This is a genomic window from Streptomyces sp. NPDC090083, from assembly GCF_044747445.1.
In the GTDB taxonomy this organism is placed as follows: domain Bacteria; phylum Actinomycetota; class Actinomycetes; order Streptomycetales; family Streptomycetaceae; genus Streptomyces.
Map to the genome: position 1 here is coordinate 477,041 of NZ_JBIVED010000006.1, position 18,760 is coordinate 495,800.

23 protein-coding genes are annotated in these 18,760 nt (G+C 74.2%); 6 read left to right on the forward strand and 17 right to left on the reverse strand.

Going from position 1 to position 18,760, the window contains the following annotated elements; all coding sequences use genetic code 11:
• Positions 1–26 precede the first annotated feature (26 nt).
• Positions 27–695, forward strand: coding sequence for an alpha/beta fold hydrolase (locus tag ACIPTO_RS24125; protein ID WP_401195500.1), 669 nt, complete (start codon positions 27–29; stop codon positions 693–695).
• Between the two features lie 40 nt (positions 696–735).
• Here the strand turns inward: ACIPTO_RS24125 and ACIPTO_RS24130 are convergent, their stop codons facing one another.
• The 5 genes from ACIPTO_RS24130 to ACIPTO_RS24150 all read right to left on the reverse strand — a co-directional run bounded on the left by ACIPTO_RS24130 (position 736) and on the right by ACIPTO_RS24150 (position 3,954).
• On the reverse strand, positions 736–1,623 hold the full coding sequence (locus ACIPTO_RS24130) for a YihY/virulence factor BrkB family protein (protein WP_366318436.1): 888 nt from the start codon (positions 1,621–1,623) through the stop codon (positions 736–738).
• Positions 1,613–2,197, reverse strand: a complete 585-nt coding sequence (locus ACIPTO_RS24135; RefSeq protein WP_366318434.1) for a hypothetical protein — start codon at positions 2,195–2,197, stop codon at positions 1,613–1,615. Before ACIPTO_RS24135 ends, ACIPTO_RS24130 begins: the two co-directional genes overlap by 11 nt.
• On the reverse strand, positions 2,197–3,198 hold the full coding sequence (locus tag ACIPTO_RS24140) for a DUF6286 domain-containing Asp23/Gls24 family envelope stress response protein (protein ID WP_401195398.1): 1,002 nt from the start codon (positions 3,196–3,198) through the stop codon (positions 2,197–2,199). The genes ACIPTO_RS24135 and ACIPTO_RS24140 overlap by 1 nt, the downstream gene beginning before the upstream one ends.
• Positions 3,195–3,380, reverse strand: coding sequence for a hypothetical protein (locus tag ACIPTO_RS24145; protein ID WP_366319209.1), 186 nt, complete (start codon positions 3,378–3,380; stop codon positions 3,195–3,197). Before ACIPTO_RS24145 ends, ACIPTO_RS24140 begins: the two co-directional genes overlap by 4 nt.
• Before the next feature lie 67 nt (positions 3,381–3,447).
• Positions 3,448–3,954, reverse strand: a complete 507-nt coding sequence (locus tag ACIPTO_RS24150) for an Asp23/Gls24 family envelope stress response protein (RefSeq protein WP_366318430.1) — start codon at positions 3,952–3,954, stop codon at positions 3,448–3,450.
• 325 nt (positions 3,955–4,279) lie between these two features.
• On the opposite strand from ACIPTO_RS24150, the gene ACIPTO_RS24155 reads away from it, so the two are divergent.
• The 3 genes from ACIPTO_RS24155 to ACIPTO_RS24165 are packed head-to-tail and all read left to right on the forward strand — an operon-like array spanning position 4,280 to position 5,858.
• Positions 4,280–4,870 (forward strand): RNA polymerase sigma factor, encoded by a 591-nt coding sequence (locus ACIPTO_RS24155; RefSeq protein WP_401195503.1) that lies wholly within the window; start codon positions 4,280–4,282, stop codon positions 4,868–4,870.
• Positions 4,867–5,499 carry an Asp23/Gls24 family envelope stress response protein gene (locus ACIPTO_RS24160; RefSeq protein ID WP_401195401.1) on the forward strand — a complete coding sequence of 211 codons (633 nt, stop codon included), beginning with the start codon at positions 4,867–4,869 and terminating at the stop codon, positions 5,497–5,499. The genes ACIPTO_RS24155 and ACIPTO_RS24160 overlap by 4 nt, the downstream gene beginning before the upstream one ends.
• On the forward strand, positions 5,496–5,858 hold the full coding sequence (locus ACIPTO_RS24165; protein WP_401195403.1) for a hypothetical protein: 363 nt from the start codon (positions 5,496–5,498) through the stop codon (positions 5,856–5,858). The genes ACIPTO_RS24160 and ACIPTO_RS24165 overlap by 4 nt, the downstream gene beginning before the upstream one ends.
• Before the next feature lie 14 nt (positions 5,859–5,872).
• Here ACIPTO_RS24165 and ACIPTO_RS24170 read toward each other — a convergent pair whose 3' ends face one another.
• The 7 genes from ACIPTO_RS24170 to ACIPTO_RS24200 all read right to left on the reverse strand — a co-directional run bounded on the left by ACIPTO_RS24170 (position 5,873) and on the right by ACIPTO_RS24200 (position 12,802).
• Positions 5,873–6,625 (reverse strand): anti-sigma factor domain-containing protein, encoded by a 753-nt coding sequence (locus tag ACIPTO_RS24170; RefSeq protein ID WP_401195405.1) that lies wholly within the window; start codon positions 6,623–6,625, stop codon positions 5,873–5,875.
• Entirely contained in the window at positions 6,622–7,206 is a 585-nt protein-coding gene (locus ACIPTO_RS24175) for a sigma-70 family RNA polymerase sigma factor (RefSeq protein ID WP_366318422.1), read from the reverse strand. Before ACIPTO_RS24175 ends, ACIPTO_RS24170 begins: the two co-directional genes overlap by 4 nt.
• A 185-nt stretch (positions 7,207–7,391) precedes the next feature.
• Complete coding sequence (locus ACIPTO_RS24180; protein ID WP_401195408.1) at positions 7,392–8,546, reverse strand: lactonase family protein; 1,155 nt, start codon at positions 8,544–8,546, stop codon at positions 7,392–7,394.
• Positions 8,547–8,763: 217 nt separating this feature from the next.
• Positions 8,764–9,039 (reverse strand): hypothetical protein, encoded by a 276-nt coding sequence (locus ACIPTO_RS24185; protein WP_401195411.1) that lies wholly within the window; start codon positions 9,037–9,039, stop codon positions 8,764–8,766.
• A gap of 132 nt (positions 9,040–9,171) precedes the next feature.
• Positions 9,172–9,603: a hypothetical protein gene (locus ACIPTO_RS24190; protein WP_401195413.1), complete on the reverse strand. Its 432-nt coding sequence runs from the start codon at positions 9,601–9,603 to the stop codon at positions 9,172–9,174.
• Positions 9,604–9,710: 107 nt separating this feature from the next.
• Entirely contained in the window at positions 9,711–11,591 is a 1,881-nt protein-coding gene (locus tag ACIPTO_RS24195) for a transglycosylase domain-containing protein (protein WP_401195415.1), read from the reverse strand.
• Complete coding sequence (locus tag ACIPTO_RS24200; protein WP_401195417.1) at positions 11,588–12,802, reverse strand: sigma factor-like helix-turn-helix DNA-binding protein; 1,215 nt, start codon at positions 12,800–12,802, stop codon at positions 11,588–11,590. The genes ACIPTO_RS24195 and ACIPTO_RS24200 overlap by 4 nt, the downstream gene beginning before the upstream one ends.
• A gap of 159 nt (positions 12,803–12,961) precedes the next feature.
• On the opposite strand from ACIPTO_RS24200, the gene ACIPTO_RS24205 reads away from it, so the two are divergent.
• Together ACIPTO_RS24205 and ACIPTO_RS24210 are read left to right on the forward strand one after the other, a co-directional pair.
• Positions 12,962–13,492: a SigE family RNA polymerase sigma factor gene (locus ACIPTO_RS24205; protein WP_401195420.1), complete on the forward strand. Its 531-nt coding sequence runs from the start codon at positions 12,962–12,964 to the stop codon at positions 13,490–13,492.
• On the forward strand, positions 13,485–14,234 hold the full coding sequence (locus ACIPTO_RS24210; RefSeq protein ID WP_366318408.1) for a hypothetical protein: 750 nt from the start codon (positions 13,485–13,487) through the stop codon (positions 14,232–14,234). The genes ACIPTO_RS24205 and ACIPTO_RS24210 overlap by 8 nt, the downstream gene beginning before the upstream one ends.
• Before the next feature lie 24 nt (positions 14,235–14,258).
• On the opposite strand, the gene ACIPTO_RS24215 is transcribed toward ACIPTO_RS24210, so the two are convergent.
• The 5 genes from ACIPTO_RS24215 to ACIPTO_RS24235 all read right to left on the reverse strand — a co-directional run bounded on the left by ACIPTO_RS24215 (position 14,259) and on the right by ACIPTO_RS24235 (position 18,748).
• Positions 14,259–14,861, reverse strand: a complete 603-nt coding sequence (locus ACIPTO_RS24215; protein WP_401195505.1) for a hypothetical protein — start codon at positions 14,859–14,861, stop codon at positions 14,259–14,261.
• Between the two features lie 38 nt (positions 14,862–14,899).
• Entirely contained in the window at positions 14,900–16,300 is a 1,401-nt protein-coding gene (locus tag ACIPTO_RS24220; RefSeq protein WP_401195507.1) for a hypothetical protein, read from the reverse strand.
• Positions 16,301–16,350: 50 nt separating this feature from the next.
• Positions 16,351–17,187 carry an ABC transporter ATP-binding protein gene (locus ACIPTO_RS24225; RefSeq protein WP_401195422.1) on the reverse strand — a complete coding sequence of 279 codons (837 nt, stop codon included), beginning with the start codon at positions 17,185–17,187 and terminating at the stop codon, positions 16,351–16,353.
• A 44-nt stretch (positions 17,188–17,231) separates the two neighbouring features.
• Positions 17,232–18,167 (reverse strand): zf-HC2 domain-containing protein, encoded by a 936-nt coding sequence (locus ACIPTO_RS24230; protein WP_401195424.1) that lies wholly within the window; start codon positions 18,165–18,167, stop codon positions 17,232–17,234.
• Positions 18,168–18,244: 77 nt separating this feature from the next.
• A complete protein-coding gene (locus ACIPTO_RS24235) occupies positions 18,245–18,748 on the reverse strand; it encodes an RNA polymerase sigma factor (protein ID WP_401195509.1) in 504 nt (167 codons plus the stop codon).
• Positions 18,749–18,760 lie beyond the last annotated feature (12 nt).

Below are 18,760 nucleotides of genomic sequence, written 5' to 3' on the forward strand. Positions count from 1 at the left end.
CCCAACAGGGCGACCAGCAGGCGGCGTTGAGGGTACGGCGGCGGGTGCCGCACCCCCGGGCCGCCGTTCTCGTCCTGCACGGCGGGCAGTCGGAGAGCGAACGACCCGCGAGGCCCTGGCAGTTGGCCGCGCTGCGGATGAACTCCGTGGAGCGCGCGGTGGTGGCCCGGCTGCCGTTCCCCGAGGTGCTGGTGGCCCGGGTCGGCTACCGCGTCCGTGGCTGGAACGGCGACCGTGCCGACGCGGCGCGGGACGCCCTGCGCGCGCTGGACGCCCTGGCCGAACTCGCCGGTCCCGTACCGACGGTGCTGCTCGGGCACTCGATGGGAGGCCGGGCCGCGCTGCGCGCCGCGGGGCACCCGCTGGTGCGGGGCGTGGTGGCCCTCGCGCCGTGGTGGCCGCCGGGGGAGCCGGTCTCGCAGGCCGCGGGGAGGCATGTCGTCGCGCTGCACGGGGAGCGGGACCGTGTCACGTCCCCCGGGGAGACGGCGGACTGCGTGCGGAGGGTCCGGGAGGGGGGTGCGGTGCGGGCCGGTATGGCGGTTGTCGGTGAGGGTGACCACGGGATGCTGCGGCGCTATGGCCTGTGGCACGACACCGCCGCCGCGGTGGTTTCCCATGTGCTGGATCCCGGGGTCGTCCCGGACCCGTTGCCCGAGGGGTGTTACGGGGGCGGGGAGATTCCGGTGCTGTGAGGGGGGTGGGCCGGCTCAAGGGGCCGGCCTGGGCGGGGAGTTATTCGGGTGCCGCCCTGCCCTTGTCCAGTTCCGCCGCGAACTGGGCGCCGCTCAGCAGGGCCAGGTTCGACAGCCACAGCCAGATCAGGAAGACCACGCTTCCGGAGAGGGAGCCGTAGAGCCTGCTGTACGCGCCGAGGGTGGTGGCGTAGGTGGAGAAGCCCGCGGAGACGATGAGCCAGAGGGCGGCGGCGAGGATGCCGCCGGGGAGGCTGTGGCTGCGGCGGCGGGCTCCGGTGGGGCCGGTGTGGAAGACGACCACCACGAGGAGGGCCACCAGGCACAGCAGGACCGGCCAGCGCAGCAGGTCCCAGGCCCAGGCCGCCGTCTCGTCGACGCCTGCCATGCGGCCCACGGCCTGGGCCAGCGGGCCGGTCAGCAGGAGGGTCAGGGAGCCGACCAGGAGCAGGCCCAGCAGCGCGAGCGCGGTGAGGACGATGCGGGGGGCCTTGCGCCAGGGGGAGCGGCGGTCCTGGGTGCGGTGCATGCGGTGCAGGGCGCGGCGGAACACGGCCAGATAGCTCGTGGAGGACCAGAGGGCGCTGACGCTGCCCGCGACCAGGAGCGGCCAGGCCGTCCGGTCCGTGCGCAGGACGTGGGTCAGGGCCGCGTGCAGTTCCGTGCCGGAGTCCGCGGGCGCGTACGCCGTGACATGGGTGACGAACTCCTCGGCCGTCTCCGGGCTGATCATGCCGAACGCGATGACCGTGGCCAGCATCGCCGGGAGCACCGCGAGGATGGCGTAGTACGTGAGGGCCGCCGCGTAGTCCGAGATGTCGTCGTTCCACAGGGACACCGGGGTGCGGCGCAGCGCGGGCCACCAGGCGGCCGGAGGCCGGGCCCCCGCGATGCGGCGGACCCGGCCCAGGGCGGACTCAGCGGACATGGGGCGCGCGGTGCGGGGTGGCGCTCAGCCGCAGCCTGGTGTGCGCGGTGTACGGGGCCGCCGCCGCGTCCGCCTCCGCGGTCACCGCGCGCAGGGCGGGGAGCACGGCGTCGGGGGAGGTGTCCGGTGCCAGCCAGACCCGTAGCTCCACCTCCAGCCGCCGGCCGCGCCGGGGCAGGATCCGGGCGTGTCCGCGGGCCACTCCGGGGACGGCCGCGGCGCGTGCCGCCAGTGCCTCGGCCAGCGCCTGCGGGCGCACCGTGCAGCCGGGGGAGGGGAGGGCCAGCCGGCGGACCGGGCCCGTGCGCAGTTGGCCCAGCGTCCAGAGCGCCAGGAGCACGGTCAGGCCGATCGACCCGGCCAGCACGGTCGGTGTCCACCAGCCCTCGCCGCGCAGCCGGACGAGCCGGTCCGGGTCCAGCAGGACCGTGCCCGGGGCCGCGGTGGGCCACCAGGACGGCAGGTGGGGTGCGAGGGCGCGGTCCGTGGTGGCCAGCCAGGTTCCGGCGAGGAGGAGGGTGAGGCCGGTGGCGCCGAGGACGGTTCGGTTGACGGCCGTGTGGGTGGTACGCATCACTGGTCGACTTCCTTGGCGGCGCGAGGGGTGGGGGAGGGCGCGGGTGGCTGCCACACCGGGTCCGGGGTGACCGTGACCCGCAGTCGGGGTTCCCGTCGTAGTCGGCAGGATGTCACGGCGGCGCGGGCGGCGGCCGTGGCGGCGGTGTGGGCGAGGGCGCGGTCGCCGAAGGCCAGGCGGGTGCGGACGGTGACCCGCCGGCGGCGGGCCCGGACCCGTACCGACGCGATGCCGGGTACGTCCCCGACGGTGTCGCGGACCAGGGACTCCACCGCGGAGCGGTCCACGGCCGCGTCGACCCGTTCGGCCGCCGCGACGACGGTGGACCGGTGGCGGAGTCCGGGGGTGAGGGCGAGGACGACCATCCACACGCCGATCAGGGCCACGGCCGCGCCCGCGATCACCACCACCGGGTCGCCGGGGCCGTGGTCCGCGAGCCAGTGGACCGCCGACACGCGCCAGGCCGCCGCCGTCCGGTGCGCGGTGTGCACCTGGATCAGGTCGAAGGCGAGGGCTCCGCAGGCCACCGTGGCGAGCAGGGTCAGCAGGGTGACGGGTGTCCGGCGGCCGGACCACCACCGCCTGGCCGTGGTGGAGGAGCCGGTGCCCTCGGCCGGGGACACCGGGGTGCGGGAGTACGCGGGCGCGGTGAGCGCGGTGACGTCGACGTGCGCGATCGGCACGTCCAGGCCCGTCAACTCCCGCGTACGGTCCACCACATGGCGCTGGACGTCGCGCGCGCCGTCGGCCAGCGGGGCCGGGTAGGGAAGGGTCACCCCGAGCGACACCTCCGCCCGTCCGCCCCGTACGGCCGCGGTCGCCCTGGCCTTGCGGCCGGGCAGCGCCTCCGTCGTCGCCCGCTCGGCGATCCTGCGCACGGCCCGCTCGGAGACGGTGGTCGTGCCGCGGAAGGAGGCGGCCGGGGGTGCCGACTGCGGTGCGGGAGTGCCCTGTTCGACCGGGAGGGGGGCCGTCTCCCGCTGTGCGGCCGTGGTCATCGACGGCTCCGCTCGAACGCGTCCCGTACGTCCTGGACGGTGCCGCCGCCTTCGAACCAGCGCCCCGCCGCCCAGCCCAGGCCGCCGAGCGCTGCCACGAGCAGGAAGGCGCCGAAGCCGCCGAACCAGCCGGCGAACGCCAGGGCCATGCCCGCGATCATCCCCACGAACGGTGTGCGCACGACCGTCCACCTCCACCTGTCACCGGATCCACCACTTCACTCCTGCCCGTGCCCCTGACCGGCCGCCCTACTCCACGCGGGCCTCACCGGAGTTCGAGGACTCGTCGTCGTCGGGCAGGTGGACGTCGTTGACGGTGACGTTGACCTCGACGACCTCAAGGCCGGTGATGCGCTCCACGGCGCTGATGACGTTCTCCCGCACGTCCTGGGCGACGTCCATCACGGACACGCCGTACTCGACGACCAGGTCCAGGTCGATGGCCGTCTGCCGCTCGCCGACCTCGACCTTCACGCCGCGTCCGACGTTGGGCCGGCCGCCCGGTACGCGGTCGCGGACGGCGCCGATGCTGCGCGAGAGGCCACCGCCCATGGCGTGCACGCCGGGGATCTCGCGGGCGGCGATGCCGGCCACCTTCACGACGACGACATCGGCGATCGACGTACGGCCGCGGTCGGCGGCGGGCTGGTCGGCGCCGGTGGTTCCGCCGGACACGGCGGTGGTGGCCTGGTCCTTGCCGGTCCGGTCGGCGCCGGTCCGGTCCTTGGTGGCGACGGGTGCGGTCTGAGTGGTCATGGTGTGCCCTCTCTGCTCTGTCTCGTGGCCGATGTGCTCTCACTTCTTCAGACCCGGGCCGGCCGCGTCTGTGACGCGGAGATTCCGATCGGCCGTCCGGAGGCCCGCGGGGGGTGGTGGTGGAGGGCCGGACTTCGCCGCCCCGGCGCATCCGTACGAGCGCCTTCCCGGAAGTTCTCCGTAACGGGGACGGCGCCGCCGTGTCCAATGACCGGACAGACCGGACGAGAGGAGCCGCCCAGTGGCGGGGCCCCGCACGCAGAACGCACCACCGGACAGCCGGGCCGACGCGGACGACATGGACGGCGTGAATGACATGGATGCCATGGATGCCACGGAGAGCACGGGCGGTGCGGGCGGTGCGGGCAGTGCGGCCGACCCCGGCGACGCCCTGCTGGCGGTCCGGGCCGCGGAGGGGGACGAGGACGCCTTCGCCGTGCTCGTGCAACGGCACGCACCGGCGCTGATCCGGCTCGCCACGAGTCTGCTCGGCACCGCGGCGGAGGCCGAGGACGCGGTGCAGGACGCCTTTCTCAGCGCGTGGCGGCGGCTGCCGGAGTTCCAGGGGCGCAGCGCCTTCGGCACCTGGATCTACCGGATCGTGACCAACCGCTGTCTGAACGTGCTGCGCGCCCGCAGACCCGTGGACTCGCTGGAGGCCGCCGGTGACCTGGCCGCGGCCGAGTACACGACCTCCCCGGCCCGGATCGCCGAGGGGCGGGACGCGGTCCGCGAACTGCGCGAGGCCCTCGACCTGCTCTCCGCCGAACAGCGCGCGTGCTGGGTGCTGCGCGAACTGGACGGCCGTTCCTACGAGTTCATCGCGGGTACGGTCGGGATCAGTCAGGAGGCCGTCCGCGCCCGGGTGTTCCGCGCCCGCCGATCTCTGACCCAAGCAATGGGGGCCTGGCGATGACCGAACGCACCGACCAGCCGAACACCGCGCCGACCCAGGCCGACGACGACGATGAACTCCTGCCCTGCGGACGGCTGTTGTCCCGGACCTGGGACGACTGGGAGCGGGGGGCGGACGACCCGCACCTGCACACCTGCCCGTACTGCGGCCAGGCCGTGCGCGGACTCGACGACCTGGAGTCCGTCGTGCGCGGCCTCCAGGCGGAGACGGACACCACCGCCTCCGCCTACGACACCGAGCCGCTCACCCGGCGGATCATGGACGTCGTACGCCTCGAACTGCGCCCCGGCCGCCCGCTCCCGCTCGGCGAACCCGACGAGGACCTCTGGATCATGGAGGCGGTCGCGGCCCGTGCGCTGCGCGCGGCGGCCGAGTCGGTGCGGGGGGTCCGGGCCGGGTCCTGCCGGCTCCGGGTGGGCGCCGGCTCCGGCACGGTCGAGGTCCGCCTCGACATCCACGCCCCGGCCGACGCGCCGCTGCCCGACCTCGCCGCCCAGGTCCGCGAACGCGTGTGGGAGGCGGCGGACCGTGAACTGGGCATAGGCGTCACGGCGGTCGACATCCGCGTGACGGACCTCGTGTCCACCTCTCCGTCCGACGACGACGATCAGGAAGGCGGCACGGCATGACCGCGCAGCCCGGCGACGCATCCGCTCTGCACGAGAACCCCGCCCACGCGACGCTCGCCGTGGAGGTCGCCGCCGCCGTCGAGGCGGTCTCGGGGGTCGCCTTCCTCCGCCCCGGACTGACCGACCGGCTGCGGTCGGTGCTGGCGCGGGGCGCCGCGGGGGCGCCCGCCGGGGTGCGGATGAGCCAGGCGGACGGTGACGGTCCCTGGCAGGTCGAGATCCATGTCGTCGCGGTGCGGCGGGCCAGGACCGTCGACGTGGCCCGCGGGGTGCGGGACACGGTCGAACGGCGGCTGGACGCCCTGGCCCCGGCCCTGCCCGCGCCACGCGTCACGGTGACCGTCACGGGTCTTGTCTGACGCGGCCGGCCGCCTCAGGCCGGGAAGGTCAGCAGGGCGAGCGGCGCCGAGGTGGGGTGCGGGGAGCCTCCGGCCGGTTCGACGGTGATGCCCATGCCGGACGAGTCGTCGACCGTGCCCCGCAGCAGGACGGTCTGGTCGCTGCGGGCGGGGTTCATCAGCCCGGCCGAGCGCATGGTCCCGGCGTCGTCGAACCACAGCTGGTAGACCTTGCCGCCCGGCGGCCGGGCCATCCCGGAGACCACGAACACGGCCCGGTCCCGGCCGCGCGAGACGATCACCGTGCCGGTGGCGCCCCCGGCCAGCCCGGCGGCCCGGGTCCGCGCGTCCGGCGCGGCCAGTACGGCGGCGATCTCGTCCGACGCCTGCACGGCCTGCCGCGCCCTGTCCCGGGCGTCCTCGGCCCGCTGGTGCTGCCAGACGGCCGTGCCGCCGAGCGCGGTCGCCGCCGCGAGACAGGCGGCCAGCGCCCAGCGGGAGAGCGCGCGGGTCCGCGGTCCGGCCGGGGCGGTGCGGTTCTGGGGTCGCCTGCCCGGGGTCTCCTGGCGGACGGTGGTGATCGTGCGCAGCACCCGCGCGCGCAGTTCCGGCGGGGGCGTCGAGGAGACGGCGAGACCCAGCCGGGCGGCGGTCGCGGACAGCTCGGCGGTCTCCCGCGCACAGGCCTCGCACCCGGAGAGGTGCCGCTCGAAGGCGCCGTTCTCCTCGTCGGGGAGCGCGTGCAGGGCGTAGGCGCCGGTCAGCAGGTGCGGGTCGGCGGTCGTCACGCCGTCACCCCCAGGCAGTCGCGCAGCCGGATGAGGCCGTCGCGCAGGCGGGTCTTCACGGTGCCCAGCGGGAGTGCCAGGGCTTCGGCGACCTCGCGGTAGGTCAGGCCCCGGTAGTACGCCAGGGTGACGGCCTGGCGCTGGAGGTCGGTCAGGGTGCGCAGGCAGCGGCGCACCTGTTCGCGTTCCAGGCGGGCCTCGACGCGCTCGGCCACCTCGTCGTACTCGGGCAGCCGGTCCAGCAGGGCGGCCTTGTGGTCACGGGCCGCCGCCGCGTCCGCCGAGCGCACCCGGTCCACCGCACGGCGGTGCGCGAGGGTGAGGATCCAGTTGACGGCGGTGCCCCGGTCGCGCCGGTAGCGGGGGGCCGTCCGCCACACCTCCACCAGCACTTCCTGCGTGACCTCCTCGGACTGCGCCTGGTCGCGCAGCACGGCCCGTACGACCCCCAGCACCGGCCCCGCCACGGCGTCGTAGACACCGGCGAAGGCGTCCTCGTCGCCCAGGGCCACCCGGCCGAGGAGTTCCTCCAGGTCGGGCCCTGCGGCTGGATTGCTGCCGATGTGCACTGCTTCTTTCACCGAGGGCCTCCGCGGTCGGGACATGTCCGGGCGTAATCCGTTCCAGCCGGGACCCCGGATTGGATGCGGTGCCAACGAAACGGCGGCGCGAAGGGGCACGGGTACGGCCCCGAGCATACGTCCGGGGCCCGCCGCGGCGGCGCGGCGGGCCCCTTCTCCGTTCTTCTCCGTTCCTGCCGGTGGCGTCAGCCCGCCGCGATGCCCTCGCCGCCGACCGCGCCCGGCACGTCGACCGAGCCGATCGCGGTGAGCGACCCCTTCGGGCCGACCCGGAACGCGTCGACCGTGCCCCGCACGCCCGTCTGGACGTAGAGGTACCGGCCGTCGGAGGAGGCCGCCGCGTCCACCGTGCCGGGGTGGGTGGCCGTGTCGCCGAGCGCGGTGAGCCCGCCGCCGCGGCCGGTCCGGTAGCCGGACAGGGTGCCGCTGCCCGCGTTGGACACGTAGAGGTGGTCACCGGCGGTCACCGCCCAGCAGGTGGCGGTCTGGCCGGTCGGGACGGTCCCCTTCGGCGTCAGCCTGCCGTCGCGGCCCACGACGAAGGTGCCGACCGAGTCGGTACCGGCCTCCGTGACCCGGATCCGCCCGGCGGAGTCGAAGGCGAAACCGAACGGCACGGCTCCCGGGGTCGAGGTCACCACGGGGTGGGCGGACGGGCCGCTGAGCCGGTCGACCGGGAAGACGTCGATGCTCTGCCCGGACGCCTTGGTGGTGACCACGAGCTGCGAACCGTCCGGGGTGAAGGAGATCTGCCCGACCGCCGAGGTCCCCTTGTCCAGACCCAGGTCGCGGTGCCATCCCGGGACCTTCACCAGCCGCTCGCCGACGCGCGCGTAGCCCTGCACGGAACCGCCGCCGAGCGTGTTCGCGACGTAGACCCGGTCACCGTGGAACGTCACGCTGACGGGGAAGCTCCCGCCGCTGGAGATCTCCTGGACCCGCTGGAGCCGGGTGCCGCGGACGGTGAAGACGGTCACGGTGTCACTGCCCGCGTTCACCGCGTACAGCAGCCGGCTGTGCCGGTCGTAGGCGAGCGACCCCTGGGACGCCAGGTGGTCGGCGACGGTGCCGGCGAGCATGCCGCCCTTGCCGCCGGTGGGGTGGACGCCCTTCCGGGTGAGGGTGCCGTCGGCGGCGCGCTCGTAGGCGACGACGGTGTTCGCGTCCGTGTTGTCGCTCTGCGCGAAGACCACGGAGCCACGGCCGTGCTGCGCGTCCGCGGCCCCGGCGGCGGGCGCGGCGACGAGCGCGGCGGCGGTGAGGGCGGCACCGGCGGCGACGGCGGCGAGGGTGCGGGTGATCCCGGCGGGACGGGCGGAGGGGGTCTGGGCGAGGGACATGCGGGCGTACTCCTCTGCGGAACGTGCGAGAAGGGAACCTGAGGGGAACCAGGTGCCGCCATGCTAGAACGAGTCCAGGGTGAGATAACGGGCAAAAGGTGCGCTCCGGAGGGATGTCCCGGGCCCGTAAGAACTCGGCTCACCGCCGGACCGGTCACCCGAACCCCCTTGTCCGGTCACCCGAACCCCCTTGCCGGGCCGACCGCCTGACCCACCGTCACATCGCCCGTACGCGGCCGTCCTTGCCGAAGAAGAAGCTCAGCACGACCGTGACGGTGGCCGCGCCGACCACCCGCAGCGCCCACACCCCGCCGGAGTCGACCCCCACGGCGGAGGTGACGTCGACCCCGTCGAGCAGCGCGCCGCTCAGCGGCAGCGAACCCGCGCAGCCCGACAGGTAGACCCACAGCGGAGGTTCGTTGAACGCGATGAGCACCGAGGCGGCCAGGACGGCGATCCCGCTGAGCACGACGGTGAGCGACGAGATGTCCATGCACAACAGCCTTCCAAGGCGTGGAGGTTGAGTCGTCGGTGGGAGGGAGGAGCCGGGGACCCGCCTCAAGACGGAGACACTTCGGGCATTCCGGCCGGCGGGCCATACTTTCGGCGTACGTCCTCGCGGGGTTCAGCGGCCCGGCCCGGCCGCCAGCCACGCCTTGATGCGCCGCTCCCACGCGCGGTCCCGGGTCGTCTCCATGAACTCCTTGCGGTCGATCAGCAGATAGACCTGCCCGGCCGTGGTCGTGTCCAGGATCAGCGGCTTGCCCGCGTTCAGCAGACCGCCCAGGAAACGGCCGTACAACTCGGTGAAACGGGTTCCCACGGCCGTGATCTCGGCGCGGCGCAGGGTCAGGTCCGTGCTTCCGTCCCACCGGCCGAGCACCAGCCGGTCGCCGTCGAGGGTGATGGTCCCGCGCCGCTGGAAGAGCACCTTCTGGCTGACCCCGGCCGACACCCGGTCCGCCCCGGTCTTCGCACGCAACTCCTCCGCCGTGGCCCCCACGTAGTCGCCCCGGGCCCGCGGCGCCGCTTCTGTCCGCTCCTCGTCCATGTCCATACCCCCAGCCTGCGACGACACCCCCGCACCGCACATCGGCGCAAGGTCTGCGCGTCCTACGACTTTGGTCGATGCCCGCGAGCCCGAAGAAGGTCGTCCCGGACGGCTCATCCCTTCTTCGCCCCCGTGGTGGCCAGCTGCCAGATCCGGGCCGCCGTCGCCGCCGCGGAGTAGGTCGGCGGGGGATCGTTCGGGAGTTGCGCGGGCACGGTCGTGTTCTTCTTCTTGCCGGGGCGGTCGGCGAAGAGGGCGACTGTGAGGGCGAGTCGGGAGTTCATGCCCGTGGACCAGACGGTCCGCCGGGTGATCCCGCCGCCCGCTCCGGCCGTGAAGAAGGCCGGCGGGACGTCGCCGTCCGCGGTGGGCGAGGGGACCGCCCGGACCGAGGGGGCCGCGGGGACCGTCGGCTTGTACGCCGTGTACATCCGCTCGTCGACCGTGAACGCCTCCTTCTCGTTCAGCACGCGCCGGGTGTCCGGGTGCGCGGTGTACACCTGCCGGCCGTCCCGGGTGATCTTCGTGACCGTGTACGGGGCCGCGTACATTCCGCCCGCCGCGACGGCCGCGTACGCCGAGGCCAGCTTCAGCGGGGTGGGCGCGGCGGTCTTCCGCAGCGTGCTCAGCGGGCCGCTCGGCCGGACCTGGCCGAAGGGGTCCAGCGCCGTACCCGCCTCCACCGCGCCGCCCACCGCGTCGTTGAACGGCTGCCGGGCGTAGTCCGACCCTCCGTACAGCAGCCGTACGGCTCCGTCGCCGGGCGCGATGGCCACGACGGCGGCGTGCAGGGTGACTCCCTCGCTCTCCTCGCCGCGCTTGCTGTTCTTGCTGTTCTTGTCGCTCCGGCCGTCCTTGGAGTCCCCGGAATCCTTGAGGTCCCGCACCGCCTCGGTGGTGGCGTCCTGGAGGGACAGGTCGAAGGTGGTGTGCACGGTGTAGCCGCCGCGCGCCAACTGGTCCTCGGTGATGCCCAGTCGGTCGGCCGCCTCCTGGGCCGCCACGTCGATCATGTACTGCCGCTGCCCCTCGGTCGTCCCGGGCGGATAGAAACGGAACGCCGGGAAGGAGGCGTCGGCGCGCTGCTTCGCCGTGATGCTGCCGCTCGCCGCCATCGCGTCCAGCACCCACACCCAGCGGGCCCGGAGCGTCGCGGTCACCTCGGGATCGGAGCCCGCCTTCTCGTAGTACGAGGGGATGTTGACGATCGACGCGAGCGCGGCGCCCTGCGAGACGGTGAGCCGGCGGGTGTCCACACCGAAGTAGTTGCGCGAGGCCGCCTCGATACCGGCCGAACCCCGCCCGAAGTAGACGGTGTTGAGATACCCCTCCAGGATGGCGTCCTTGGAGCGCGTCCGGTCCAGCTTGATCGCGATCAGCGCCTCACGTGCCTTGCGCGACAGCGACTGCTCCGGGCTCAGCAGCGCGTTCTTCACGTACTGCTGGGTGATGGTGGAACCGCCCTGCCGTTCCCCACCGGTCAGCGAGGCCAGCACCGCGCGGGCGATGGCACGCGGCGACACCCCGTCGTCCGTACGGAACGTGCGGTTCTCCGCCGCGATCACCGCGTCCTGCACATACCGCGGGACCTGCGACAACGGCACCTCCTGCCGGTCCACGGGCCCCCGCCGGCCCAGATAGGACCCCTTGTCGTCGACGAACACCGTGCTCTGCGTGACGGTCTCCGGGTGCGGGTCGGGGATGTCCGTCATCCGGTAGGCGACGACCGCGGCGGTGCACAGGGCCACGACCAGGACGAGGAGCGCGGCGAGCGCACGGCGCAGGTGACGGCCCCGGTTGCGACGGAGACGGAGGCGGAAGGGGACACGGCGGGTGGAGGAGCCGGAAGGCGCCCGGGACGTACGGGAGCCGGGCGGCTCCGGGGAGCCGGAAGGCCCGAGCGGCTCGGGCGGTACGGGCGCACCGGCGGAGGGCGTGGGCGACGGGGAACGCCCGTCGGACTCCGCCGGCCTGTCCCGCTCACGGCGCTTCACTCGCCCACCCCGCCCCGGGCGACGACCTTGCCGGCCGTGTCGTACACCGTGACGGTCGGACCGTCCCCGGACAGGCTCGACTTCGCCTCCGTCGCCGACAGCGGTGACCGCGCGTACCAGACGCCCCAGCCCGGACTGCCCGCCAGCGTGAGGACGGTGCCGGTGATCCTGCGGTCGGCGACGCTCACCTCGACCCGCGCCGGATCACCGGACAGCCCCCGGTACAGACCGGACAGGAAGTACGAGCTGCCCACCGGATCGAGCCGCACGGACACGCCCGCCGTGCCGCTCCGGCTCCCGTCGCCGTCCGCGGCACCGCTTCCGCCACCGACTCCGGCGCCGCGCCCGTCATCGGCCGCGGCGGCACTCGCGGCGACGCCCCCGTCCTCGCCCCGCACCTTCTCCCAGTAACTGTCCGCGTGGTTGCCGTCGTCGAGCCCCCGGAACCGGCTCGACCCCTGCGGAGTCGACCAGTGCTCCCCGTCGGCCGTCAGCCAGACCCGCACCCCCGGCACCGCGTCCACCCGCTCCCCGGGCGCGACGACCCGGATCGGACTCGACGCCACCCCGGCCGACCCGCTCCCCGCCCCGCCACCGGACCCCGAGCCCATGAACCGACCCGCCCCGACCACCACCGCCGGCACCAGCACCGCCGCACACACCCCCACTGCCACGCCTCTGCGCCGCCGCCGCAGCGCCCGCCCCCGCCGCCTGACGACATCGAGCGGAACCTCGAACGCCCCTTCCCCAGCGGCGACTTGAGCGACCCCGGCGGCTTCGCGGAGGCGCTCCCGCAGCCCCTCCGCGGCACCCCCGTACGCGGCAAGCGCCCGCCGGGCCCGACTCCTGACCGCGCCCGTGGAGCAGCCGAGCAGCTGGGCGACCTCCGGCTCCCGCAGCCCCTCCCAGTGCAGCAGCACGAGCACCGCCCGCTGCCCCGCCGACAGCCCCTTCAACACCCCCTCGGACGGCGCGGGTCGGCGACGGGAGCGCCGTAGGAACTCCTTCACCAGGGACCGTCGTACGTAGAAGTCCACGTCGGCGCGCGGTATGCGCCGCCATCGCGCGCACACCCGCACCAGCGTTCTGCGCACCAGCTCGGTCGCCTCCGCCGGGTCGGCCGGGGCGCCGGAGAGCAGGTGGGCGGTGGTGGCCAGGCGGGGCAGGCCCGCGTGGGCGTACCCGGCGAAGTCGTCGTGGGGGTGGGGCACTTCGGTGGTCCTCCGGTGCTGCGGTGGGGGAAGTGGATCCAGAGACGCGTGTTCTTCGTCTTTCCTGTGGGCCGTGTGGTGAGGAACGCGGCGTTCGGGACCTGTACGCACCGCGAGGGCCGTCAGGTTGCACGGGAATTCCAAGACGCCGGTGAGGTCATGACCGAGGACGAGTTCGACGCTTTCTACGCGGCCACGTTTCCCCGTCTGACCGGCCAGCTCACGGCGTTCACCGGAGACCGGGAGGAGGCGCAGGACGTGGTCCAGGAGGCGTTCGTACGGGCCTGGGACCGGCGCGGGGACTTCCTCGCCGACGAGGCGCCGGAGGCGTGGATCCGTACGGTCGCCATGCGGCTGGCGGTCAGCCGCTGGCGCCGGGCGCGGCGCTGGCTGGAACTGGTGCGCCGTACGCCACCGCCCGAGTCGGTGCCGGGACCCGACCCCGACCACACCGCCCTGGTCGCCGCGCTGCGCCAACTGCCCACGGCACAGCGGAGGGTGATCGTCCTGCACCATCTGTGCGACCTGAGCGTCGAGCGGATAGCGTCCGAGACGGGGGCGCCGGTCGGGACGGTCAAGGCCAGGCTGTTCCGGGGCCGGGCGGCCCTGGCGAAACACCTCGCGGTCGAGGAGCCGGACACCCCGGTTCCCGCGGTCGCCCCGGTCCGGAAGGAGAGCGGACGTGTCTGAGGAACTGTCCGGCACCGACACCGACCCCACCGGCTCCGACGCCGAACTCTCCCTCGCGCTGCGCCGGTTCGCCGCCCGCAACGAGACCTACTCGCCCCTCACCGGCGCTCAGGTACGGGTCAGGGCCGCGCGCCGGGCCCGTCGCCGCAGGACGGGCATCCTCGTCGCGGCCACCGCGGCCGTGGCCCTGGTCGCCTACGCCTCGACCCTGGACCCGACCGGCCCGTCGAACCCCCGCCACTCCACACCGCCCGCGGCCCCGGGGTACGGGAACGGCCTCCCGGCGGCCACGGCACCGACGCCCACCCCCTCGGCCGCCACCCCCGTGGGCGAACCGTCGGCCTCCGCCCGGGCCACCCCCGTGGTCGGCACCGTCAACCTGGACAAACGCGTCATGATCGTCGGGAAGCGGATCATCCCGTTGTCGAGCGGTGTCACCAACACCCCCCATGTCACCGGCCCGTTGACGGTGTACGACCGGCGGCCCGACCTCAAGCTCGCCACCGTCGCCAGCCCCGCCGACGGCTCCCGCTACCACGCCGAGATCGCGTACGCCGTCGAACTGCGCGACGCCGACAACACACCGGTCTACGTCGGCGCGGCCCTCGGCTTCGACAAGCAGAGCACCGGCCGGCCCGGGGTCAGCGGCGGCTGGATCGACGTGAGCGCGACCGACGCGAAGTGGTTCTACGCGTCGGTGAAGACGGGCACGTCCCTGGCGGTGACCGGAACCCGGCCCTGACCCCGGACCCCCGGCCCTCGCCCGCTACCGCCTCGGCCCCGCCAGGGCGTACGCCGATGTGCCGGTGACCAGGAGGACCAGGGCCGTCCAGGTCCCCGCCGGAGCGCCGGGCGGCAGCAGCATCCAGCTCGCCACCCGGGTCGCCGTACCGGTGGCGGGCGGCGCGAAGAACGAGAACGAGAGCCAGCCGAAGGGCAACGTCCACGCGTACTGCCCACCCGAGAGGGCGGCCCCCAGCGCGGCCAGCCCCGTCAGCCCGGCACTGGCCCGCACGAGGACCCCGGCCCCGCCCAATTCCGTCGCGGGCGCCCACAATCCCCACGACACCCCGGCGACGACCGCACCGGCCAGCACCACGTGTGCCGCCCTGCGCGGCACCCACCGGACCGCCGCCGTCCGGTCCAGCGCGACATCCTGCCCCCCGAACCCCACCGAGACGGCCACCACCCCCACGGCCATCCCCAGCACCGCCAACCGCGGATCACCGCCGGCCCCGACCCGGACCCCGCCACCGACCCCCACACCACGGCTCGGCGCGAGGGCCCACACGGTCACGGCCCCGATCACCAGGGCGGCGAAGGCGGCGGGCACCTGGCGGGAACGGGCGTAGAGCGTCAGCCATCTCAGCGGCAACCGGGACGGGTCGACCGCCCCGCGGGCCGACCTCACCGCGTCCCCCGCCCGGAGACCACCTCGAACGGATCCCCCTCGCAGGCCAGCGCGGCGTCCCGCATCGCGTTGATCCGCGCGAGCTGTCCCGACCAGGGGAGCGCCTTCAGCTTCTCCCACACAGGACGTGACCTGGTCTCCACCTCGCCGCCTACCGTCTCCGGCGTGCCGGGCAGCGGCCGAAGGTCGCCGAGGATCCAGCCCACCGCGACGGACTGTGCGTACTGGTCGCTCCCGAAACCGCTCCAGCCGACGGGATCGCACCCCGGCACCATGCCTTCGGCGAGCAGCGCCGAGGTCAGTTCCTTGCGGGTCGCGGCGCCGGCGATGAGGTCGTCGTCGAAGGTGAACAGCACAGTCGTGGCGGACCACTTGGGCGTGGAGCCCCACGGCGCGACGGTGGTGTTCTCCCGGACCGAGACCGGCGCCCGGTCACCGAGGGCGCGGTGCAGCAGCCGTAGCGCCTCCTTGCCGGGGCCTGCCACGGCGGCGAGCCGGTCCTCGTGGACCTTGGCCACGCACACCGGGCCGTCGCACACCGGCGCGGCGGCGGCCGTGTCGACGACGTACATCCGGTCCGGGGCGGACGGCAGGATCAGCAGGGCGAGTGCCGCGCCCGCCATGACCGGGGTCAGGGCGATCAGCCGGGCGCGCCGGTTCGCGGCGACCAGCAGGGCGAAGCCGGTCGCGGCCATGCCGAGGACCCAGACCGTCTGCCCGATGTGCACGGCGGAGGAGAGCGTGACGAGCGTGCTGCGCACCTCGTCCACCTCGGGCGACAGCAGGGAGAGTTGGTTCGGTTCGGTGGTCGGGATCCCGATCGCCGGGTCGAGCTTCGTCGTACGGCCGAGCGTCGAGTGCATGAGCGCGGTGAACGCGAAGGCGCTCATGGCCATCAGCGGCGGGGTGAGCACCGACGGCAGCGCCCGCCCGACGCCCATGCCCAGCACGGCCCCGGCCACGAGGAAGAGCACCGCGACCAGCGTGATCGGCAGCCAACGGAGGTGCGTGTAGCCGGTGTTGGCCATCACCTGCACCCCGCCGACGGCGACGACGAGCGCGAACGCCGAGGCCACCGTGAGCGCGGTCGCGCCCGCCGGCACGGCCGCGCGGTGCCGGGCGGGCCGGGGTGTGCTGGTCAGCAGCTCGACCATCTTCGAGCGGCGGTCCCGCAGCCCCTGCAGCGTCCCGAACCCCACGGCGAGCGGCCAGAGATAGAACAGCAGACCGCGGGTCCACAGCGCGAGGGACGTCCACTGCGCCGTCCACGCGGTGGTGCCGCGCCACCAGCCCGCGTTCAGCAGATACAGGAACGCCAGCGCGCCGACCAGGATCACCCCGCCCGCCCAGGGGGCGACGGAACGTCTCAACTCGGTACGCAGGACACGGAGGTTGATGTCGGGGCGCGGGACGCGGAAGGGCGCGCCGGCGCTCAGCGTACGGGCGTTCACCAGGAACCCCTCTCCCGCTCGGGGTCCAGCAGCAGCGCCGAGTACCCGCGTTCCAGCGGACTGTCCCCCGCGTGCTCGGGGCCGCCGGCCGCGGCCAGTTCGCCGGGACTGCCCTGGAAGACCAGCCGTCCCTCGGCGAACAGCACCACGTCGCTGCACGCGGCGGCGACGTCCTCGACCAGATGGGTCGACACGACCACGCACGTGTCCGCCCCCACCTCCTGCAACAGCTCCCGGAACCGCAGCCGTTGGGCCGGATCGAGCCCCGCCGTCGGCTCGTCGAGCAGCAGGATCGCCGGGTCGTTGACGATGGCCTGGGCGATGCCGACCCGTCGCACCATGCCCCCGGAGAGCGACTTCATCCGGTCGTCGGCACGGTCGGCCAACCCCACCCGCTCCACCGCCCGTTGGACCGCCCCGGGGATGTCCGCCTTCGGCACCTCCTTCAACCAGGCCATGTACTCGACGAATTCACGCACGGTGAACCGCTTGTAGTAGCCGAACTCCTGCGGCAGATAGCCGATCCGCCGCCGCAGCGCCCGATGCTCGCCCACCCCGCCCGCGGACTCGCCGAGCAGCTCCAACGTCCCCCCGGCGGGCCGCAGTACGGTCGCCAGCGCCCGGATCAGGGTGGTCTTCCCGGCCCCGTTCGGACCGAGGACACCGTGCACCCCCGTACCCAGCGACAGATCCAGCCCGTCCACGGCCATCCGCTTCCGGCCGGCCCTGACCTTCAGCCCACTCGCCCGGATCTCCCAGGCGTAGGCGGTCGGCGCGAGATCGGCGGCGTTCACCGCGTTCACCCCGCCCACCCCGCTCATCGCGGACATCATGTGAGTCTCCCTCTCGGTAGATGGCGTGACAGGGGTCCGCTCGCTCATCGATGAACCCCCAGCACGGAATACGCACCCCTACGGGCCGTCACGACCACGACCCCGACACCGAGCGCGAGGACGGCCCCCCACACCGGCAGCCCGCCCGCCTCCAGCGCGAAGGTCGCGCGATGGGCGGCCACGGTCGGCGTCACCACCACCCCGGCCCATACGACGACCACCGCGACGGCGGCCCGGGTCACCCCGACGACCCCGCCGAGCGCCAGCGTCGTGGAGGTGAAGGCCAGACAGGGCAGCAGCCACTGCGCCGCAGTCACCCCCGGCACCCCCGTGGCCCAGCCGCCCACGGCCAGCGCGGGCACGACCACGACGAGCACGGACGCCGTACGCCGCAACACCAGATACAGCCCGGCCCGAGGCACGGAGGCCGTCAACTCGTAGGCGGGATCGCACCCTTGGGCCCACGAGACCGCGACCCCGAGCACCGGCAGCACGGGCGCGCACAGCAGGACGAGCGACACGCCCCCGCCGGTACCGCCGAACCCGAACCCACCCCCGACCAGATCAAGCAGCAGGGCCACCAGGGCGACACTCACGACCATCCCCAGCCAGGGCACCATCACCGGCGTCACCCACGCGGACACCCACCCCGGCCGATACCGCCGCCGGACCACCGGGGCGCCGAGCCGGGGCTCAAGCCCCGCCCACACTTCTTCGACCAGCCCGACCACCCGCCCGTCGACAGCCCCCGCCAGCCGCTCCCGGCACCCGCGGCACCCCTCCAGATGCGCCTCCACGGCCCACACCTCGTCCGCCCCGAGACCGGGCTCGACGAGGCCTTGGGCGTATCCGTCGAGGAGACGGGCGGGGATGTGCGGGGAGGTGGTGGGGCTGTGGGGTGAGCTGGTGGGGCTGTGCGGGGAGCTGGTGGGGGGTGGGGTCGTGTCGGCGTGCGCGTCGGCGGTTGGGTCGGCCTTCATGTCGGCTCTCGGTTCACCTTGCACGTCGCCTTTCGCGTCGGCTGTCATCTCGGCCTCCATGTCAGGGCCGTCCGCTTTCATGTCAGGGCCCTCCGCATCGCGATCCGGGCCCGGCGGGCACGCGTCTTGACCGTGCCCTCGGGCAGTCCGAGCAGGACGGAGGTCTCGCGCACGGACAGCCCGTCGAGCACCAACGCCTGCAGAACCTGGCGGAGTTCGGGCGCGAGACACCGCAGCGCGTCACCGACGTCCCCGCCGACGGTGGCCGCGAGAACCTCCTCCTCGGCGGCGGGCGCAACGCCGGCGGGAGCGGCGGCGGGCGGTGGCTCGGCGTGATGGGCCCGCCGCCGGAAGGCGTCGACGAGCCGTCGTGCGGCGATCGTCCACAGCCAGCCGACGGCCGTGCCGCCCACCGAGGCCCCCGCGAACGCCCCCGCCGCCCGCCACACCGCGAGATACGTCTCCTGCATCACCTCGGCGACGATCTGCTCGTCGGCACACCGCCGCCGCAGCCGCACGGCCAGCCATGGCGCGGTACGCCGGTACAGCTCGTCGAACGCCGCGCGGTCGCCCCTGGCCACCAGCCGGACGAG

Excerpts from the sequence above, each read along its gene's own strand:
- ACIPTO_RS24130 (WP_366318436.1), bottom strand. The coding sequence starts at position 1,623 with ATGTCCGCTGAGTCCGCCCTGGGCCGGGTCCGCCGCATCGCGGGGGCC.
- ACIPTO_RS24135 (WP_366318434.1), bottom strand. The coding sequence starts at position 2,197 with ATGCGTACCACCCACACGGCCGTCAACCGAACCGTCCTCGGCGCCACC.
- ACIPTO_RS24140 (WP_401195398.1), bottom strand. The coding sequence starts at position 3,198 with ATGACCACGGCCGCACAGCGGGAGACGGCCCCCCTCCCGGTCGAACAG.
- ACIPTO_RS24150 (WP_366318430.1), bottom strand. The coding sequence starts at position 3,954 with ATGACCACTCAGACCGCACCCGTCGCCACCAAGGACCGGACCGGCGCC.
- ACIPTO_RS24155 (WP_401195503.1), top strand. The coding sequence starts at position 4,280 with ATGGATGCCACGGAGAGCACGGGCGGTGCGGGCGGTGCGGGCAGTGCG.
- ACIPTO_RS24160 (WP_401195401.1), top strand. The coding sequence starts at position 4,867 with ATGACCGAACGCACCGACCAGCCGAACACCGCGCCGACCCAGGCCGAC.
- ACIPTO_RS24165 (WP_401195403.1), top strand. The coding sequence starts at position 5,496 with ATGACCGCGCAGCCCGGCGACGCATCCGCTCTGCACGAGAACCCCGCC.
- ACIPTO_RS24180 (WP_401195408.1), bottom strand. The coding sequence starts at position 8,546 with ATGTCCCTCGCCCAGACCCCCTCCGCCCGTCCCGCCGGGATCACCCGC.
- ACIPTO_RS24185 (WP_401195411.1), bottom strand. The coding sequence starts at position 9,039 with ATGGACATCTCGTCGCTCACCGTCGTGCTCAGCGGGATCGCCGTCCTG.
- ACIPTO_RS24190 (WP_401195413.1), bottom strand. The coding sequence starts at position 9,603 with ATGGACATGGACGAGGAGCGGACAGAAGCGGCGCCGCGGGCCCGGGGC.
- ACIPTO_RS24205 (WP_401195420.1), top strand. The coding sequence starts at position 12,962 with ATGACCGAGGACGAGTTCGACGCTTTCTACGCGGCCACGTTTCCCCGT.
- ACIPTO_RS24225 (WP_401195422.1), bottom strand. The coding sequence starts at position 17,187 with ATGATGTCCGCGATGAGCGGGGTGGGCGGGGTGAACGCGGTGAACGCC.
- ACIPTO_RS24230 (WP_401195424.1), bottom strand. The coding sequence starts at position 18,167 with ATGAAGGCCGACCCAACCGCCGACGCGCACGCCGACACGACCCCACCC.